This is a genomic window from Streptomyces sp. NPDC004327 (assembly GCF_042873935.1).
Taxonomy (GTDB): Bacteria; Actinomycetota; Actinomycetes; order Streptomycetales; family Streptomycetaceae; genus Streptomyces.
In genome coordinates, this window is the sequence record NZ_JBIAME010000005.1 from 565,144 (window position 1) to 580,167 (window position 15,024).

Sequence of the window (15,024 nt, forward strand, 5' to 3'; positions counted from 1 at the left end):
GGGGCGGGGGCGGGCCGTGGCCCGGGGCCTGGGGCCCCGCGGGCTACTTGATGCCCGCGGCCTCGCAGGCCGCCTTGTACTCGGCGGTGCAGATGTCGGCCGCCTTGTAGACGTTGTCGGCGATGATCGTGGAGGCGATGTTGTCCTTGGTCACGACCTGCGCGTCGTACAGCTTGGCCGGGATGCCCTTGAACTCGCCGGTGAGGCTGTCGACCTGGACGGGCGTGAGCTCGTCGATCTTCTCGCCCTTGAGGAGCTTGACGGCGATCTCGGCGGTGGTCTCGGCCTCCGGCTTGATCTGCTTGTAGATCGTGAAGGTCTGGTCGCCCTTCAGGATGCGCTGCAGACCGGCGAGTTCGGCGTCCTGGCCGCCGACCGGGACCTTCACGGCCTGCTTGTTGAGGGCGGTGATGATGCCGCCGGCCATGCCGTCGTTGGCGGAGTAGACGCCCTGGAAGCCGGTCTTGCCCAGCGAGTCGATGGCGGCGCCCATCTTCTTGTTGGCCTCGTCCGGGGACCAGTCCGGGATGTCCTGCTCGTAGACGACCTTCTTCACGGCGCCGTCGATGACGCTGTGGGCGCCCTTCTTGAACAGCGGGGCGTTCGGGTCGGTCGGCGAGCCGTTGATCATGACGACGTTGGCGGACTTGGCGCCCGCGCCGAGCGCCTTCACCAGCGCGTTGCCCTGCAGGCGGCCGATCTTCTCGTTGTCGTACGACACGTACGCGGAGATCGGGCCCTCGGCCAGGCGGTCGTACGCGACGACCTTGACGCCCTTGGCCTCGGCCTGCTGGACCCAGGACTTGGTGGCCTTGTAGTCGACCGAGTCCAGGATGATGACCTTGACGCCCTGGGTGACGAGCGCGTCGAACTGCTTCTTCTGCGTCTCGGTGTCCTGCGCGGCGTTGTTGTACTTGACCTCGCAGTCGGAGCACAGGGCCTTGATCTTCGCCTCGATGATCGGGCGGTCGAAGGTCTCGTAGCGCGTGGTCTTGTTCTCGGGCAGGAGCAGACCGATGGTCTTGCTGTCACCGCCCGCCGAGCCGCCCGAGCCGTTGTCGCCGGCCTTGCCGCAGGCGGCAAGGGAGAGGGCCATGGAAACCGCGGCCGTGCCTATGACGACGCGACGCGTCACTGCGTTCATGTGGGGTTGCCTCCCTGACGAGGCCGCGACGTTGCGGCCGAGGTGGCTGGAAGTCAACTCGGCCGCAGGTCTGACGTCAAGGAGTAAATACTTAACGAGACGACAACGGTGCCATTCGTTATCTAAGTGAAGGCAGGAGTCTTCGGCTTCGCCGAACCGGACAAACCACCCATAGCACTCTCCAGGAGCGTGGAGTCGCCCATCTCGCTCAGCACGAGGGCGAGCGCGCCGAGCACCTCGGCGCGGCCGCCCAGGGCCCCGGGGGCCAGGGAGAGCTGCCGGGCCGCGCTGGGGATGGCGTAGCGGGAGACGGAGTCCCGGATGGGCGCGAGCACCAGCTCGCCGGCCTCGGCCAGATCTCCCCCCAGGACCACCCGGCTCGGGTTCAAGAGATTGCAGAGGTTGGCGACACCGCTGCCGATGTACCGGCCGACGTCGGCGATCACCCGGCGGCAGCCGGGGTCGCCCTCGCGGGCCAGCTGGACCACCCGCTCCATGGTCAGATCGGGCCCGTGGCTGGGCTGGAGCAGCGGCAGGACGTAGCGGGCGGCCGCGAAGGTCTCCAGACAGCCGCGGTTGCCGCAGCGGCACACCGGGCCCGACTCGTCGAGCGTGATGTGCCCGATCTCGCCGGCCGTGCCGCCCGGGCCCCGGTAGACCCGGCCGTCGATCACCAGGCCGGCGCCGACACCGCTGGCGACCTTGATGTACGCGAGGTCCTTGACGCCCCGGCCGCTGCCCCAGACCAGCTCGCCGAGCGCGCCGAGGTTGGCGTCGTTGTCGACGTGCACGGGGACGCCGAGGCGGGCGGAGAGCTCGTCGGCCGGGTTGATGCCGCTCCAGCCCGGCAGGATCGACGTGGAGCCCAGCAGGCCGGAGGAGACGTCGATGGGACCGGGCACGCCGAGGCCGACGCCGATGACCTTGTCCCGGCCGATGCCGGTGCTCGTGATCAGCCGCGTGACCAGCTGTTCCGCCCGGTCGAAGCCCTCCGCGGCGGAGGCGTCGACGTCCAGCGGCTCGGCCTCCTCGGCGAGCACCTGGTGGGCCAGGTTGCCGACCGCGACGCGCAGGTGCGTGTGCCCGAAGTCGACGCCGATGACGATGCCGGCGTCGCCGCTGAGCGAGACGCTGCGGGCCCGCCGGCCCCCCGCGGAGGTCGGGGTGACCTCGACGGTGCCGCCGTCCTTCAGCTCCCGCACGATGTTGGAGACCGTGGCGGCGGACAGGCCCGTCGCCCGGGCGATCTCCGCCTGGGTGAGCGATCCGGCCATCCTTACCGCCCGGACGACCCGCTCCAGATTGGCCCGGTGCAGCGAGGACTGCGACCCCGGAGTCTCCATTGACTCTCTCCACCCTATGACGTGTACAAGTTATGAACTCCAAGCTCCGCTGTGGGGCTTGTCGGCGTCAAGTCCTACAGCGGAGCCGGATCCGGATGCAAAAGGTCCGGCCCCCGGGGACGAGGTCCTCGGGGGCCGGAGCGGAACGGGTGATTCGTTACTTGAGCGTGGCCGAGGTGAGACCCGCCTGGACCTGCCGCTGGAAGGACAGGTAGACCACCAGCATCGGGATCATGGCGATGGTCACGCCGGCGAAGAGCACCGGCAGGTCGGAGGCGTAGCCCTGCTGCTGCTGGAGCTGGATGAGGCCCTGGGTGAGCACGTAGCGCTCGGGGTCGTCGCCCGTCTGCGGCTGCATCAGCACGGTGGGCAGCAGGAACTGGTTCCACTGGCCCAGCGTGTTGAAGATGCCGACGCTCACCAGGCCCGGCTTCGCCATCGGCAGCATCACCTGGAAGAAGGCCCGGGTGTGCGAGGCGCCGTCCAGGATCGCGGCCTCGAAGACGGCCGTCGGCAGCGTCCGGAAGAAGGAGTGCATGAAGAAGACGGTGAACGGCATCGAGTAGGCGACGTACACCAGGACCAGGCCCTGGTAGGTGTTGAGCATCCCGAGCATCTTCACCATGAAGAAGAGCGGGACGAGCGCCAGGAAGACCGGGAACATCGCGCCGGCGACGAAGAAGTAGTAGATGAGCCGGTTGCCCCAGAAGCGGTAGCGCGCCAGCACGTACGCGGCCATGGAGCCGAAGAGCATGGTCAGCGGCACCGAGAACACCAGGACGATCACGGTGTTGAGGAAGTAGTCGCCGATGCCCTTGCTCCAGGCCCGGCCGAAGACGTCGAAGGACCAGTGGGCGGGCCAGCCGAAGGCGGACCCGGCGATCTGCGCGTCGGTCTTGAAGGAGCTGAGCACCAGCCACAGCAGCGGCAGCACGATCATCAGCGCCCACAGGGCGAGGAAGCCGTGCGAGAAGACGTTGAGGACGGTGCCCTCGCGGGCCGGGCCGGACGGCGGGGCGCCGCCGCTCTTGCCGGCCGCGCGCTGGCGGGGGACGCCGGCCGCGCCGGTGGCGGTGGCGTCGGACTTCTGGATGGGGGCAGTCATCGTCGGTTCTCCCGCTCAGAACTCGAGGCGCTCGCGGCGGGTGGCGCGCAGCGTGACCACGGACACGATCAGGGTGAGCAGCAGCATCACGACGCCCATGGCGCAGGCGTAGCCGCTCTTTCCGAAGTAGAGGAAGTTCCGCATCATCACGGTGGACATGACCTCGCTGTGGTGGTCGGGGCCACCGCCGTAGTCGCCGGAGGTCATGGTCGAGACGAGGACGAACATGTCCATCGCGACGATGCCGAGGTAGACCCACGCGGTCTGCACGGAGTCCCACAGCAGCGGCAGGGTGATGCGGAAGAAGGACTGGGCACGGCCGGCGCCGTCGATGAGCGCGGCCTCGTAGACGTCCTTCGGGATGGACTGCATGGCGGCGGAGAACAGCACCAGGTAGAAGCCGACGCCGTGCCAGACGACGACCGCCATCAGCGCCCAGAGCACGAAGTTCGGCTCGTTCAGCCATTCGATCGGGTTCTCCGCGTCGACGAGGCCGAGCTTGAGCAGCACGCCGTTGAGCATGCCGCCGGTGTCGCTGCGGTACACGGCGCCGAAGAGGACGGCGAGGATCGCGAGCGAGAGCACCTGCGGGAAGAAATAGACGATCTTGTAGAACTTCGAGCCGCCGACGCCGGCGACGCCGCCGGCCCGGCTGCGTCCGCCCGCGTTCACCATGAAGGCGAAGAAGAGGGCGAGCAGGATGGTGATCACCGGGATGAACACCAGGAACAGGATGTTGTGCCAGACCGCTCCGAGGAAGACGTCGTCCTGGAAGAGGGCGACGTAATTGTCGAGTCCGACGAAGGAGAAGGTCTGGGACTGGCCTTTCCAGTCGGTCAGCGAGTAGCCGAACGTCTGGATGTACGGCCAGATGACGAAGACCAGATAGAGGGCCACGGGTATGAAGAGGAATCCCGTGACGAACTTGTACTGCCCTTTGCGCATGGCGTGGCGATCCTGTCCCTGGTGTTCCCGGCGAGGTGATGCGCGCGGTCGGTCCGCGCGTCAGTCGCGGTGGTTGTTCTTGGCCGCCGGGTCCTTGGCGGCCTTGTCGACCGCGACCTGGGCCCGCTTGAGCCATTCCGCGGGCTGGATGCGCTTCGCCATCAGCTCGTTGGAGGCGTTCTGGATCTCGGTGTCCATTTCGCTGTACCACTCGGTGTACAGGAACCGGAAGGTGTTGGTGCCGGCCTTCTTGGACGCCTCGACCGTGGACTGGGTGCCGGGGCGCAGCTTGACGCTCGGGTCGACGCCGTCGGCGAGGATGGTGAGCGAGTTGGCCTCCTTGGCGAAGAGCGTCGACCACTCCTTGGAGAGCATCATCCGCATGAACTCCTTCGCCTCGGCCAGGTTCTTGGCCTTGGAGGGGATGATGAAGGGCTCGCCGGAGCCGGCGCGGATCGCCTCGTACGGCATCTTGCTGCCGGGCAGCAGCGGCATCGGCATGAACTTCATGTCGAAGTCGGCCGGGGTCTGGTTGAGCTGCTCGTTCTCCAGCCAGGAGCCACAGGTGATGAAGGCGGCCTTGTACTGGTTCCAGCGGGTCTGCGACTCGGTGTGGGTGAGGCCGTTGGTGCCGGGCATGAGGTAGCCCTTCTCGACCACCTCGTAGATCGCCTCGACGGCCTCCTTGGCGGCGTCGGAGCCGACGAACGCCTTGGGGTCGAGGTTGTCGATCGCCTTCATGGCGTCCAGACCGCCCTTCTTGGCGATCAGGTCCATGATGGCGACGTTGATGTAGTAAGGGAACTTGCCCTGGTGGGCGAGGCCGCCGATGCCCTGGGCGGTGGCGTCCTTGCAGATGGCGAGGAACTCGTCCCAGGTCTTCGGCTCGGTCCAGCCCTTCTCCTTGAAGAGCTTGCCGGAGTACCACAGGCCCCACACCGTGTAGATGTAGTTGAGGGCGACGGTCTTGCCCTCCAGGATGCCGGCGTCGAGGGTGCCCGGGATCAGCGTGTCGCGGACCTTCTTGGCCGGGTCGTCGACGGACGGCGCGTCGAGGACCTCGGCGAGGTCGAGCAGCTGGCCGTTCTTCTGCAGGACGTCGATCTTGATCTTCTGGGCGCCGGAGTCGTCGACGATGTCCGGCGGGTTGCCCGCGTTGAAGCGGGGCTGGAGCTTGCCGGTGATCTCCTGGGTGCCGGTGTGGGTCGCGGCGACGCCCCACTTCTTGTTGAAGCTGGCCTCCCACGCCTTGGCGTAGTCGTCGCCGTACCCGCCCTTGAAGACGACGACGTCTATCTTTCCGCCCTTGGCGACGCCGAACGGATTGTCCTTCGTCTTCTCGCCCTTGGGCTTGTCGGAGCTCGTGTCGTCGCCGCCGCTGGAGGCGCACGCCGACAGGAAACTCATGGTGGGCACCGAGATCAGACCGAGAGCGGCGGAACGCTTGATCAGATCGCGGCGGCCGAGGCCCTCGTTGTCCGGGGTGCCGTTCGTGGCGGAGGTGGATCCCATGCTTAAGTCCTCGCCTTCATTCAGGACTCAGGCGGTGTACCGGTCGCCCGTACAGAGTTCGCCTCAGGCGAAGGGCCCCGCCACCGCGGTCAATTGCAGCTGGGTCGTGCAGGCGTCGGGCGTCGCCGTACGGGAGTGGACCGGTACGACGGGCTGGACGCCGACAGGTATAGTCCACTTCACGTCACCGGAGCAAGATCGAAACCAGCTTTCCCCGGCAGTCTTCTCCGAGTTGAGACCTGCGGAATACCCGCGGACCGTCCGCGGCCTTTCTGCCCCGCTTTCTCCCGCGCCTTGCCGTCAACACCCTTGACAGGCCCACCCACTTGCCCTTCCCTGGGATCTTGCGCGGCTAGATTGACAACGTTGTCTAAAACAGCGGCAGGAGTGGCGAAAGGCATGCACCTCCCTCTCAGAGCGCTCTCACTCGCGGCGTCGGCCGCACTCGTTCTGGGCCTCACCCCCTCGGTGGCTCAGGCACTTCCGGGCCGATCGGACGATTCCGCCCGGGAGTTCAGCACCTCCTTCGAACCGGACGAAGCCCAGCCGACCTGGCGCAACACCGTCGAAACCGGCCCGGACGGACAGGCACGGACATCGGGCGTCGACGGCGGATTCGTCACCGGCATCCCGGGCAACGTCACCGACCGGGTGACGGACGTGCGCGCCAGCGGCGAGAACGCCGGCGCCGGCGAGGTGAAGGAGAACCTCGTCGATCTCCAACCCGGCACCAAATGGCTGGTGTTCGAGCCGACGGCCTGGCTGGAGTTCGACACCGACCAGCCGGTGAAGCTCGCCGCGTACGCGCTCACCTCGGCCAACGACGCCGCGGAACGCGATCCGCGGGACTGGACGCTGAAGGCCTCGGCGGACGGCAAGGAGTGGACGGTCCTCGACACGCGGTCGGGCGAGAGCTTCGCCAAGCGCTTCGAGACGAGGACGTACGACCTCCCCGGAGCCCCGGCGGCGTACGCCCACTACCGCCTGGAGGTCACCAGGAACGCGGGCGCGGGCCTCACCCAGCTCGCCGACGTCCAGTTCTCCAACGGCGACACCTCGCAGCCCGTCCCCGAGGAGATGCGCAGCGCCGTGGACCGCGGCCCCAGCGGCTCCCCCACCGCCAAGGCCGGCGCGGGCTTCACGGGGAAGCGGGCGCTGCGCTACGCGGGCACGCACCGGGACGCGGGCCGGGCGTACTCGTACAACAAGGTCTTCGACGTCGACACCCGGATCGTCCGCGACACCGAGCTGTCCTACGAGATCTTCCCGTCGATGTCGGCCTCCGACGCCGACCTGAACTACCCGGCCACGAACGTGTCCGTGGACCTGGCCTTCACCGACGGCACCTATCTGAGCGACCTGGGCGCGACGGACTCGTACGGCGGGCGGCTCAGCCCGCAGGGCCAGGGCGCGGCCAAGCGGCTCTACGTCAACCAGTGGAACCGGGTGACGGCCCGGATCGGGGACGTGGCGAACGGCAAGACGGTGGACCGGATCCTGGTGGCGTACGACTCGCCCAAGGGCCCGGGGAAGTTCCAGGGCTGGATCGACGACCTCTCGATCGCGCCGAGGAAGCCGCAGCAGCCCTACGACCGGCTGTCCGCGTACGCCTCGACGGTCCGCGGCACCAACTCCTCCGGCTCCTTCTCGCGCGGCAACACCTTCCCGGCCACGGCCGTGCCGCACGGCTTCAACTTCTGGACGCCGGTGACCAACGCGGCGACGCAGAGCTGGATCTACGAGTACGCGCGCGGCAACAACGCCGACAACCTGCCGGCCCTCCAGGCGCTGTCCGTCAGCCATCAGCCGAGTCCGTGGATGGGCGACCGGCAGACCTTCCAGGTGATGCCCTCGGCCGCCGCCGGCACCCCGCCGGCCGACCGGGGCGCCCGCGCGCTCCCGTTCCGCCACGCCGACGAGACGGCGAAGCCGTACCTCTACGGCGTCACCTTCGTGAACGGCCTGAAGGCGGAGATCGCGCCGGCCGACCACGCGGCCGTCATGCGGTTCACCTATCCGGGTGAGGACGCGAGCGTCGTGCTCGACAACGTCACCGACCAGGGCGGGCTCACCGTCGATCCGGCGACCCGCTCCTTCACCGCCTACTCGGACGTGAAGAGCGGCCTGTCGACGGGTGCGGGCCGGATGTTCGTGTACGGCGTCTTCGACGCGCCGGTCACCGACTCGGCGGCGCAGGGCGTGAAGGGGCACCTGCGCTTCGACGCGGGCGCGGACCGCACGGTCAGCCTGCGGATCGCGACCTCCCTCATCTCCGTCGAGCAGGCGAAGGCCAACCTCGCCGACGAGATCCCGGACGGCACCTCCTTCGACACCGTCCGCGAGCGCGCCCAGGACGCCTGGGACCGGGTGCTCGGCCGGGTGACGGTCGAGGGCGCGAGCCACGACCAGCTGGTCACCCTCTACTCCAGCCTCTACCGGCTCTACCTCTACCCCAACTCGGCCTTCGAGAAGGTCGGTTCGACCTACCGCTACGCCAGCCCCTTCACTCCCCCGGCCGGGCCGGACACCCCGACCCGCACCGGCGCGAAGGTCGTCGAGGGCAGGCCGTACGTCAACAACGGCTTCTGGGACACCTACCGCACCACCTGGCCCGCCTACGCGCTCCTCACCCCGAACAAGGCGGGCGAGCTGGTCGACGGCTTCGTGCAGCAGTACAAGGACGGCGGCTGGATCTCGCGCTGGTCCTCGCCCGGCTACGCGGACCTGATGACCGGCACCTCCTCCGACGTGGCCTTCGCCGACGCGTACGTGAAGGGCGTGGACTTCGACGCGGCGGCCGCCTACGAGGCCGCCCTGAAGAACGCGACCGTCGTCTCGCCGAGCCGGGGCACCGGCCGCAAGGGCATGGCGACCTCCCCGTTCACGGGCTACGCCTCGACCGACACCGACGAGGGCCTGTCCTGGTCGCTGGAGGGCTACCTCAACGACTACGGCATCGGGCGGATGGGCCGGGCGCTGTACGAGAAGACCGGCGAGAAGCGGTACGCGGAGGAGTCCGCGTACTTCCTCGACCGGGCCCGCAAGTACGTCACGCTCTTCGACGCGAAGGCCGGCTTCTTCCAGGGCCGCGACGCGAAGGGCGGCTGGCGGGTGCCCTCGGAGTCGTTCGACCCGAGGATCTGGGGCTACGACTACACGGAGACCAACGGCTGGGGCTACGCCTTCACCGCCCCGCAGGACTCCCGGGGCCTGGCCAACCTGTACGGCGGGCGCGCGGGCCTCGCGCAGAAGCTCGACGCCTACTTCTCGACGCCCGAGACGGCGAGCCCGGACGTGGCCGGCTCGTACGGCAGCGTCATCCACGAGATGACCGAGGCGCGGGACGTGCGCATGGGCATGTACGGGCACTCCAACCAGGTCGCCCACCACGTGCCGTACATGTACGACGCCGCCGGGCAGCCGTGGAAGACGGCCGAGAAGGTCCGCGAGGTGCTCTCCCGGCTCTACACCGGCAGCGAGATCGGCCAGGGCTACCACGGCGACGAGGACAACGGCGAGCAGTCGGCGTGGTTCCTCTTCTCCGCGCTCGGCTTCTATCCGCTGGTGATGGGCAGCGGGGAGTACGCGATCGGCTCGCCGTTGTTCACCAAGGCGACCGTGCGGATGGACAACGGCCGCACGCTGGTCGTCGAGGCACCCCGCAACAGCGCCCGGAACATCTACGTCCAGGGCGTGAAGCTCGACGGCGTGGCGTGGACGTCGACGGCGCTGCCGCACGGCCTGCTCGCCAGGGGCGGCACCCTGAAGTTCGACATGGGACCGAAGCCCTCGGCGTGGGGCACGGGCGCCGCGGCGGGCCCGGTGTCGCTCACGAAGGACGACAAGGTGCCGGCGCCGCGGACCGACCTGGTCAGGGGCGCGGGTCCGCTGTTCGACGACACGTCGGCGACGGCGGGACCGGTGGCCGGCGCGGTCGAGCTGCCGCTGGCCGCTGCCGGCCGGGCCGTGCAGTACACGCTGACCTCGTCGGCGGACCGGGCGAAGGCGCCGGCGGGCTGGGTGCTCCAGGGCTCGGCGGACGGTGTGACGTGGCAGGAGCTGGACCGGCGCTCGGGCGAGTCCTTCGCGTGGAACCGGCAGACGCGGGTGTTCACGGTGGCGGCGCCGGGGACGTACGCGAGGTACCGGCTCGTGCCGGCGGGTTCGGGCGGCGAGCTGGCCGAGGTCGAGCTGCTCGGCTGACCCGGGCATGAGAAAGGGCCCGTCTCCGGGTGGAGACGGGCCCTTTCGCCGATCCTTAGCCGCGGATCAGGTTGCGCAGCACGTACTGCATGATGCCGCCGTTGCGGTAGTAGTCCGCCTCACCGGGGGTGTCGATGCGGACGACCGCGTCGAACTCGACACCGGTGTCGGTGGTGACCTTGACCGTGCTCGGGGTCGTGCCCTCGTTCAGCTCGGTGATGCCGGTGATGGAGAAGGTCTCCTCGCCGGTCAGGCCGAGCGAGTCGGCCGACTGGCCGGCCGGGAACTGGAGCGGGAGGACGCCCATGCCGATGAGGTTCGAGCGGTGGATGCGCTCGTACGACTCGGTGATGACGGCCTTGACGCCGAGGAGGGCCGTGCCCTTGGCCGCCCAGTCGCGGGACGAGCCGGAGCCGTACTCCTTGCCGCCCAGGATGACCAGCGGGGTGCCGGCGGCCTGGTAGTTCTGCGAGGCGTCGTAGATGAACGACACCGGCGCCCCGGCCTGGGTGAAGTCGCGGGTGTAGCCGCCCTCGGTGCCCGGCGCGATCTGGTTGCGCAGGCGGATGTTGGCGAACGTGCCGCGGATCATGACCTCGTGGTTGCCTCGGCGCGAGCCGTAGGAGTTGAAGTCACGACGCTCCACACCGTGCTCGGTGAGGTACTTGCCGGCCGGGGTGTCGGCCTTGATGGCACCGGCCGGGGAGATGTGGTCGGTGGTGACCGAGTCGCCGAGCTTCGCGAGCACGCGGGCGCCCGTGATGTCGGTGACCGGGGTGGTCTCCATCGTCATGCCCTCGAAGTACGGGGGCTTGCGGACGTAGGTCGACTCGGCGTCCCACTCGAAGGTGTTGCCGGTCGGGATCGACAGCGCCTGCCACTGGGCGTCGCCGGCGAAGACGTCCTGGTAGGACTTGGAGAACATGTCCTCGCCGATGGCGTTGGCGACGACGTCGTTGACCTCGGCCTCGGAGGGCCAGATGTCCTTGAGGAAGACCGGGTTGCCCTCGGTGTCGACACCCAGCGCGTCCTTGGTGATGTCCACCTTCATGGAGCCCGCGATGGCGTACGCGACGACCAGCGGCGGGGAGGCCAGGTAGTTCATCTTGACGTCGGGGTTGATGCGGCCCTCGAAGTTGCGGTTGCCCGAGAGCACCGAGGTCACGGCGAGGTCGTGCTCGTTGACGGCCTTGGAGACCTCCTCCGGCAGCGGGCCGGAGTTGCCGATGCAGGTGGTGCAGCCGTAGCCGACGAGGTTGAAGCCGACCTTGTCGAGGTACGGGGTCAGACCCGCCTTGTCGAAGTAGTCGGTGACGACCTTCGAGCCCGGGGCGAGGGTGGTCTTGACCCACGGCTTGCGGGTCAGGCCCTTCTCCACGGCCTTCTTCGCGACGAGCGCGGCGGCGACCATCACGTACGGGTTCGACGTGTTGGTGCAGGAGGTGATCGCGGCGACGGTGACGGCGCCGTGGTCGATCGTGTAGGTGGTGCCGTCGGGGGCGGTCACCTCGACCGGGTTGGACGGGACGCCGTTGCTGACGGCGGGGGCGTCGGAGGCCGGGAAGGACTCCTCGCCCGCCTCGTCGGCGGTGGCGACGTAGTTGCGGACGTCCTGGGCGAACTGCGCGGCGGCGTTCGCGAGGACGATGCGGTCCTGCGGGCGCTTCGGGCCGGCGATCGACGGGACGACCGTGGAGAGGTCGAGCTCGAGCTTCTCGGAGAAGTCCGGCTCGGCCTTCGGGTCCAGCCAGAGGCCCTGCTCCTTGGCGTACGCCTCGACGAGCGCGACCTGCTGCTCGGAGCGGCCGGTGAGCTTGAGGTAGTTCAGGGTCTCGTCGTCGATCGGGAAGACCGCGGCGGTGGAGCCGAACTCCGGCGACATGTTGCCGATGGTGGCGCGGTTCGCGAGGGAGGTGGCGGCGACGCCCTCACCGTAGAACTCGACGAACTTGCCGACGACACCGTGCTTGCGCAGCATCTCGGTGATGGTCAGCACCAGGTCGGTGGCGGTGGTGCCGGTGGGCAGCTCGCCGGTCAGCTTGAAGCCGACGACGCGCGGGATGAGCATGGAGACCGGCTGGCCGAGCATCGCGGCCTCGGCCTCGATGCCGCCGACGCCCCAGCCCAGCACACCGAGGCCGTTGACCATGGTGGTGTGCGAGTCGGTGCCGACGAGGGTGTCGGGGTACGCCTGGCCGTTACGGACCATGACGGTGCGGGCCAGGTGCTCGATGTTCACCTGGTGGACGATGCCGGTGCCCGGCGGGACGACCTTGAAGTCGTCGAACGCGGTCTGGCCCCAGCGCAGGAACTGGTAGCGCTCCTTGTTGCGGCCGTACTCCAGCTCGACGTTCTGCGCGAACGCGTCGTTGGTGCCGAACTTGTCCGCGATGACGGAGTGGTCGATGACCATCTCGGCCGGGGAGAGCGGGTTGATCTTCGCCGGGTCGCCGCCGAGCGCCGCGACGGCCTCGCGCATGGTGGCGAGGTCGACGACACAGGGGACACCGGTGAAGTCCTGCATGATCACGCGCGCCGGCGTGAACTGGATCTCCTGGCTCGGCTGGGCCTGGGAGTCCCAGTCGCCGAGGGCCCGGATGTGGTCGGCGGTGATGTTCGCGCCGTCCTCGGTGCGGAGCAGGTTCTCCAGGAGGACCTTCAGGCTGTAAGGGAGGCGCGCGGAGCCCTCGACCTTGTCCAGCTTGAAGATCTCGTACGACTCGTCGCCCACGCGCAGCGTGCTGCGGGCGTCGAAGCTGTTCGCCGACACGACAGTCTCCTTCATATATGTGCGCGTTTCACCACATCCTGCCGCCACGTACACGTCGTCGATCCGCTAAGGTAAGGCTAAGTTAGGTAACCCTTACCGGGTGGCGGCAGCGGTGCGCCTCGGCAGATATCTCGATGTCGAGATAACTCTAGTACATCACCGGCGGTCGGTCATGCCCGGCAGGACGCGAGGAACCCGGCCAGGGTCGCGACGAAGCGGACGGGGTCGTCCAGCCACGGATAGTGCCCCGCGTCGGGCTGCACATGGAATGTGGCATCGGACACCAGCCCCGCGCACTCCTCGACCGCGCTCGGCGGACTGTTGAGGTCGACCTCGCCCGCGAGCAGCAGGACGGGGGCGGGAAGTGCGGCGAGCGCGGCGCGGACGCCGGCCGGGGCGAAGGCGTCGTCGTCGGCGGTACCGGCCGGGGCCCGGCCCGCCGCCGACTCGGCCGCGTGGTGGTCGCGCGCGGCGGCGTCCCAGCGGCCGTACAGGAAGGGCGCGACGGCCTCCCAGTCGGCGCCGGTGCCCGCGTTGATCGCCTCCAGGGCGGCGAAGGCGGCCGGGAACCACGGTTCACGGGCGCGGCGGCGGGCCAGGGCGAGCCGGGCGCCGGCGGTGATGCCGACGCCGAGTGCGCGGGTGCTCGGAGTGACGAGGACGAGCCGCTCGACGCGCTCGGGATGCCGGGCGGCGTAGCGGACGGCGGTGTTGGCGCCGGCGCAGTGGCCGAGCAGGGCGATCCGGTCGAGGCCGAGGCGGAGGCGGAGGGCCTCGACGCCGTCGACGGAGGTCGCGTGCCGTTCCGGGACGACCAGGGTGCGGTGGGCGGAGAGGCCTCCGAGGTCGCCGAGGTACGCGGGGTCGCCGGAGCCGCCGGGGACGCAGAGAAGAGGTTCCATAACCACGTTATACAACCTGGTTATGGAGCGTGTCGAGGGCGGGGTATAACTGGGTTGTGGATGCCGACGCGACCGAGATGACCGAGGAACAGGTCACCCAGATGTTCGCCGGGATGAACGAGGTCATCCGGGCCGGCGAGGAGATGCGCGGGCTGCGCGCCGAGATGATCCAGGCACTAGCCGCCGCCGGCTGGACCCAGGACCGGCTGGCCCGGCTCGCCGGGATGAGCCAGCCGGCCGTCTCCAAGCAGGTGGCGAAGGACCGGGCCGGGGAGGCGACGGACGTGTCGCTCGACCAGCGCGACGCGCCGTGGCTCGAAGGCCGGCTGTGGGGCCTGGCCGAGGCGGTCTCGCACGCCCTCGACGACGAGGCCCACTGCGCACGCCTGGTCCATGTGCTCGCCCGGGGCCGGAAGCGGTTCACCCCGCAGAACGTGGACGCGCTGCGGCGGCTCGTCGAGGCGGACCTGCGGGAGCGGGGGGCGGAACTGCCGGGCGCGTACCGGGACACGTACGACCGGATCGCCCGCGCCCTGGACGTGCCCGCCGCCCCGGACGAGAAGGGGACCGGGACGGCGTCGGCGCGCCGGGCGCTCGCCTGCCAGGTCCAGCGCATACGGCTTCAGGACGCGGTCTGACCCGTACGGGTGTGGCGCAATTGCCGCAATGCGGACGCGGACGAACAATTGAGGCATGTTCAGCGGCGCACATGTGATCCTCTACACCCAGGACGCGGAGGCGGACCGGGCGTTCCTCAGGGACGTCCTCGGCTTCGACCACGTGGACGCGGGGCGCGGCTGGCTCATCTTCCGGCTGCCGCCGGCCGAGATCGCGGTGCACCCGACCGAGGGCGAACCGAAGCACGAGGTCTATCTGATGTGCGACGACATCGCGCGGACCCTCGCCGCCCTGGAGGACCGCGGGGCGGAGGTCTCACGACCCGTCAGCGACCAGGGCTGGGGCATCGTCGGGGCCGTGCGGCTGCCGAGCGGGACCGAACTGCCCCTGTATGAACCGCGTCACCCCATTGCTCATACTCCGTCACCCTGATGGCCTACCCCACCGCGAGCGTCATCTCATATCTGAGATAACGTGACGCC

At 69.1% G+C, this 15,024-nt stretch carries 10 protein-coding genes; 3 read left to right on the forward strand and 7 right to left on the reverse strand.

Annotated elements, in window-relative coordinates; all coding sequences use genetic code 11:
• Nucleotides 1–43: 43 nt before the first annotated feature.
• The 5 genes from ACFYU9_RS20275 to ngcE all read right to left on the reverse strand — a co-directional run bounded on the left by ACFYU9_RS20275 (nt 44) and on the right by ngcE (nt 6,049).
• Nucleotides 44–1,144 (reverse strand): substrate-binding domain-containing protein, encoded by a 1,101-nt coding sequence (locus ACFYU9_RS20275; RefSeq protein ID WP_389207695.1) that lies wholly within the window; start codon nt 1,142–1,144, stop codon nt 44–46.
• A 122-nt stretch (nt 1,145–1,266) separates the two neighbouring features.
• Nucleotides 1,267–2,487, reverse strand: coding sequence for an ROK family protein (locus ACFYU9_RS20280; protein WP_389345590.1), 1,221 nt, complete (start codon nt 2,485–2,487; stop codon nt 1,267–1,269).
• A gap of 157 nt (nt 2,488–2,644) precedes the next feature.
• Nucleotides 2,645–3,592 (reverse strand): carbohydrate ABC transporter permease, encoded by a 948-nt coding sequence (locus ACFYU9_RS20285; RefSeq protein WP_389345591.1) that lies wholly within the window; start codon nt 3,590–3,592, stop codon nt 2,645–2,647.
• Between the two features lie 15 nt (nt 3,593–3,607).
• The gene (locus tag ACFYU9_RS20290; RefSeq protein WP_389207701.1) at nt 3,608–4,537 is read right to left on the reverse strand and encodes a carbohydrate ABC transporter permease; all 930 of its coding nucleotides are present in this window, start codon (nt 4,535–4,537) and stop codon (nt 3,608–3,610) included.
• A gap of 60 nt (nt 4,538–4,597) precedes the next feature.
• Nucleotides 4,598–6,049 (reverse strand): N-acetylglucosamine/diacetylchitobiose ABC transporter substrate-binding protein, encoded by a 1,452-nt coding sequence (gene ngcE, locus ACFYU9_RS20295; RefSeq protein ID WP_389345592.1) that lies wholly within the window; start codon nt 6,047–6,049, stop codon nt 4,598–4,600.
• A 399-nt stretch (nt 6,050–6,448) separates the two neighbouring features.
• On the opposite strand from ngcE, the gene ACFYU9_RS20300 reads away from it, so the two are divergent.
• Nucleotides 6,449–10,252 (forward strand): GH92 family glycosyl hydrolase, encoded by a 3,804-nt coding sequence (locus tag ACFYU9_RS20300; protein WP_389345593.1) that lies wholly within the window; start codon nt 6,449–6,451, stop codon nt 10,250–10,252.
• A gap of 55 nt (nt 10,253–10,307) precedes the next feature.
• Here ACFYU9_RS20300 and acnA read toward each other — a convergent pair whose 3' ends face one another.
• Together acnA and ACFYU9_RS20310 are read right to left on the reverse strand one after the other, a co-directional pair.
• A complete protein-coding gene (acnA, locus tag ACFYU9_RS20305; protein WP_389345594.1) occupies nt 10,308–13,037 on the reverse strand; it encodes an aconitate hydratase AcnA in 2,730 nt (909 codons plus the stop codon).
• Nucleotides 13,038–13,192: 155 nt separating this feature from the next.
• On the reverse strand, nt 13,193–13,924 hold the full coding sequence (locus tag ACFYU9_RS20310) for an alpha/beta fold hydrolase (RefSeq protein ID WP_389207712.1): 732 nt from the start codon (nt 13,922–13,924) through the stop codon (nt 13,193–13,195).
• A gap of 56 nt (nt 13,925–13,980) precedes the next feature.
• Between ACFYU9_RS20310 and ACFYU9_RS20315 the strand changes: the two genes are divergently transcribed.
• On the forward strand, nt 13,981–14,562 hold the full coding sequence (locus ACFYU9_RS20315; protein ID WP_389345595.1) for a sigma-70 family RNA polymerase sigma factor: 582 nt from the start codon (nt 13,981–13,983) through the stop codon (nt 14,560–14,562).
• A 55-nt stretch (nt 14,563–14,617) separates the two neighbouring features.
• Nucleotides 14,618–14,974, forward strand: a complete 357-nt coding sequence (locus tag ACFYU9_RS20320; protein ID WP_389207716.1) for a VOC family protein — start codon at nt 14,618–14,620, stop codon at nt 14,972–14,974.
• The last annotated feature ends 50 nt before the right edge of the window (nt 14,975–15,024 follow it).

Bases quoted from the DNA above. Each gene is read 5' to 3' on its own strand.
- ACFYU9_RS20275 (WP_389207695.1), bottom strand. From the start codon at position 1,144: ATGAACGCAGTGACGCGTCGCGTCGTCATAGGCACGGCCGCGGTTTCC.
- ACFYU9_RS20280 (WP_389345590.1), bottom strand. From the start codon at position 2,487: ATGGAGACTCCGGGGTCGCAGTCCTCGCTGCACCGGGCCAATCTGGAG.
- ACFYU9_RS20285 (WP_389345591.1), bottom strand. From the start codon at position 3,592: ATGACTGCCCCCATCCAGAAGTCCGACGCCACCGCCACCGGCGCGGCC.
- ACFYU9_RS20290 (WP_389207701.1), bottom strand. From the start codon at position 4,537: ATGCGCAAAGGGCAGTACAAGTTCGTCACGGGATTCCTCTTCATACCC.
- ngcE (WP_389345592.1), bottom strand. From the start codon at position 6,049: ATGGGATCCACCTCCGCCACGAACGGCACCCCGGACAACGAGGGCCTC.
- ACFYU9_RS20300 (WP_389345593.1), top strand. From the start codon at position 6,449: ATGCACCTCCCTCTCAGAGCGCTCTCACTCGCGGCGTCGGCCGCACTC.
- acnA (WP_389345594.1), bottom strand. From the start codon at position 13,037: ATGAAGGAGACTGTCGTGTCGGCGAACAGCTTCGACGCCCGCAGCACG.
- ACFYU9_RS20310 (WP_389207712.1), bottom strand. From the start codon at position 13,924: ATGGAACCTCTTCTCTGCGTCCCCGGCGGCTCCGGCGACCCCGCGTAC.
- ACFYU9_RS20320 (WP_389207716.1), top strand. From the start codon at position 14,618: ATGTTCAGCGGCGCACATGTGATCCTCTACACCCAGGACGCGGAGGCG.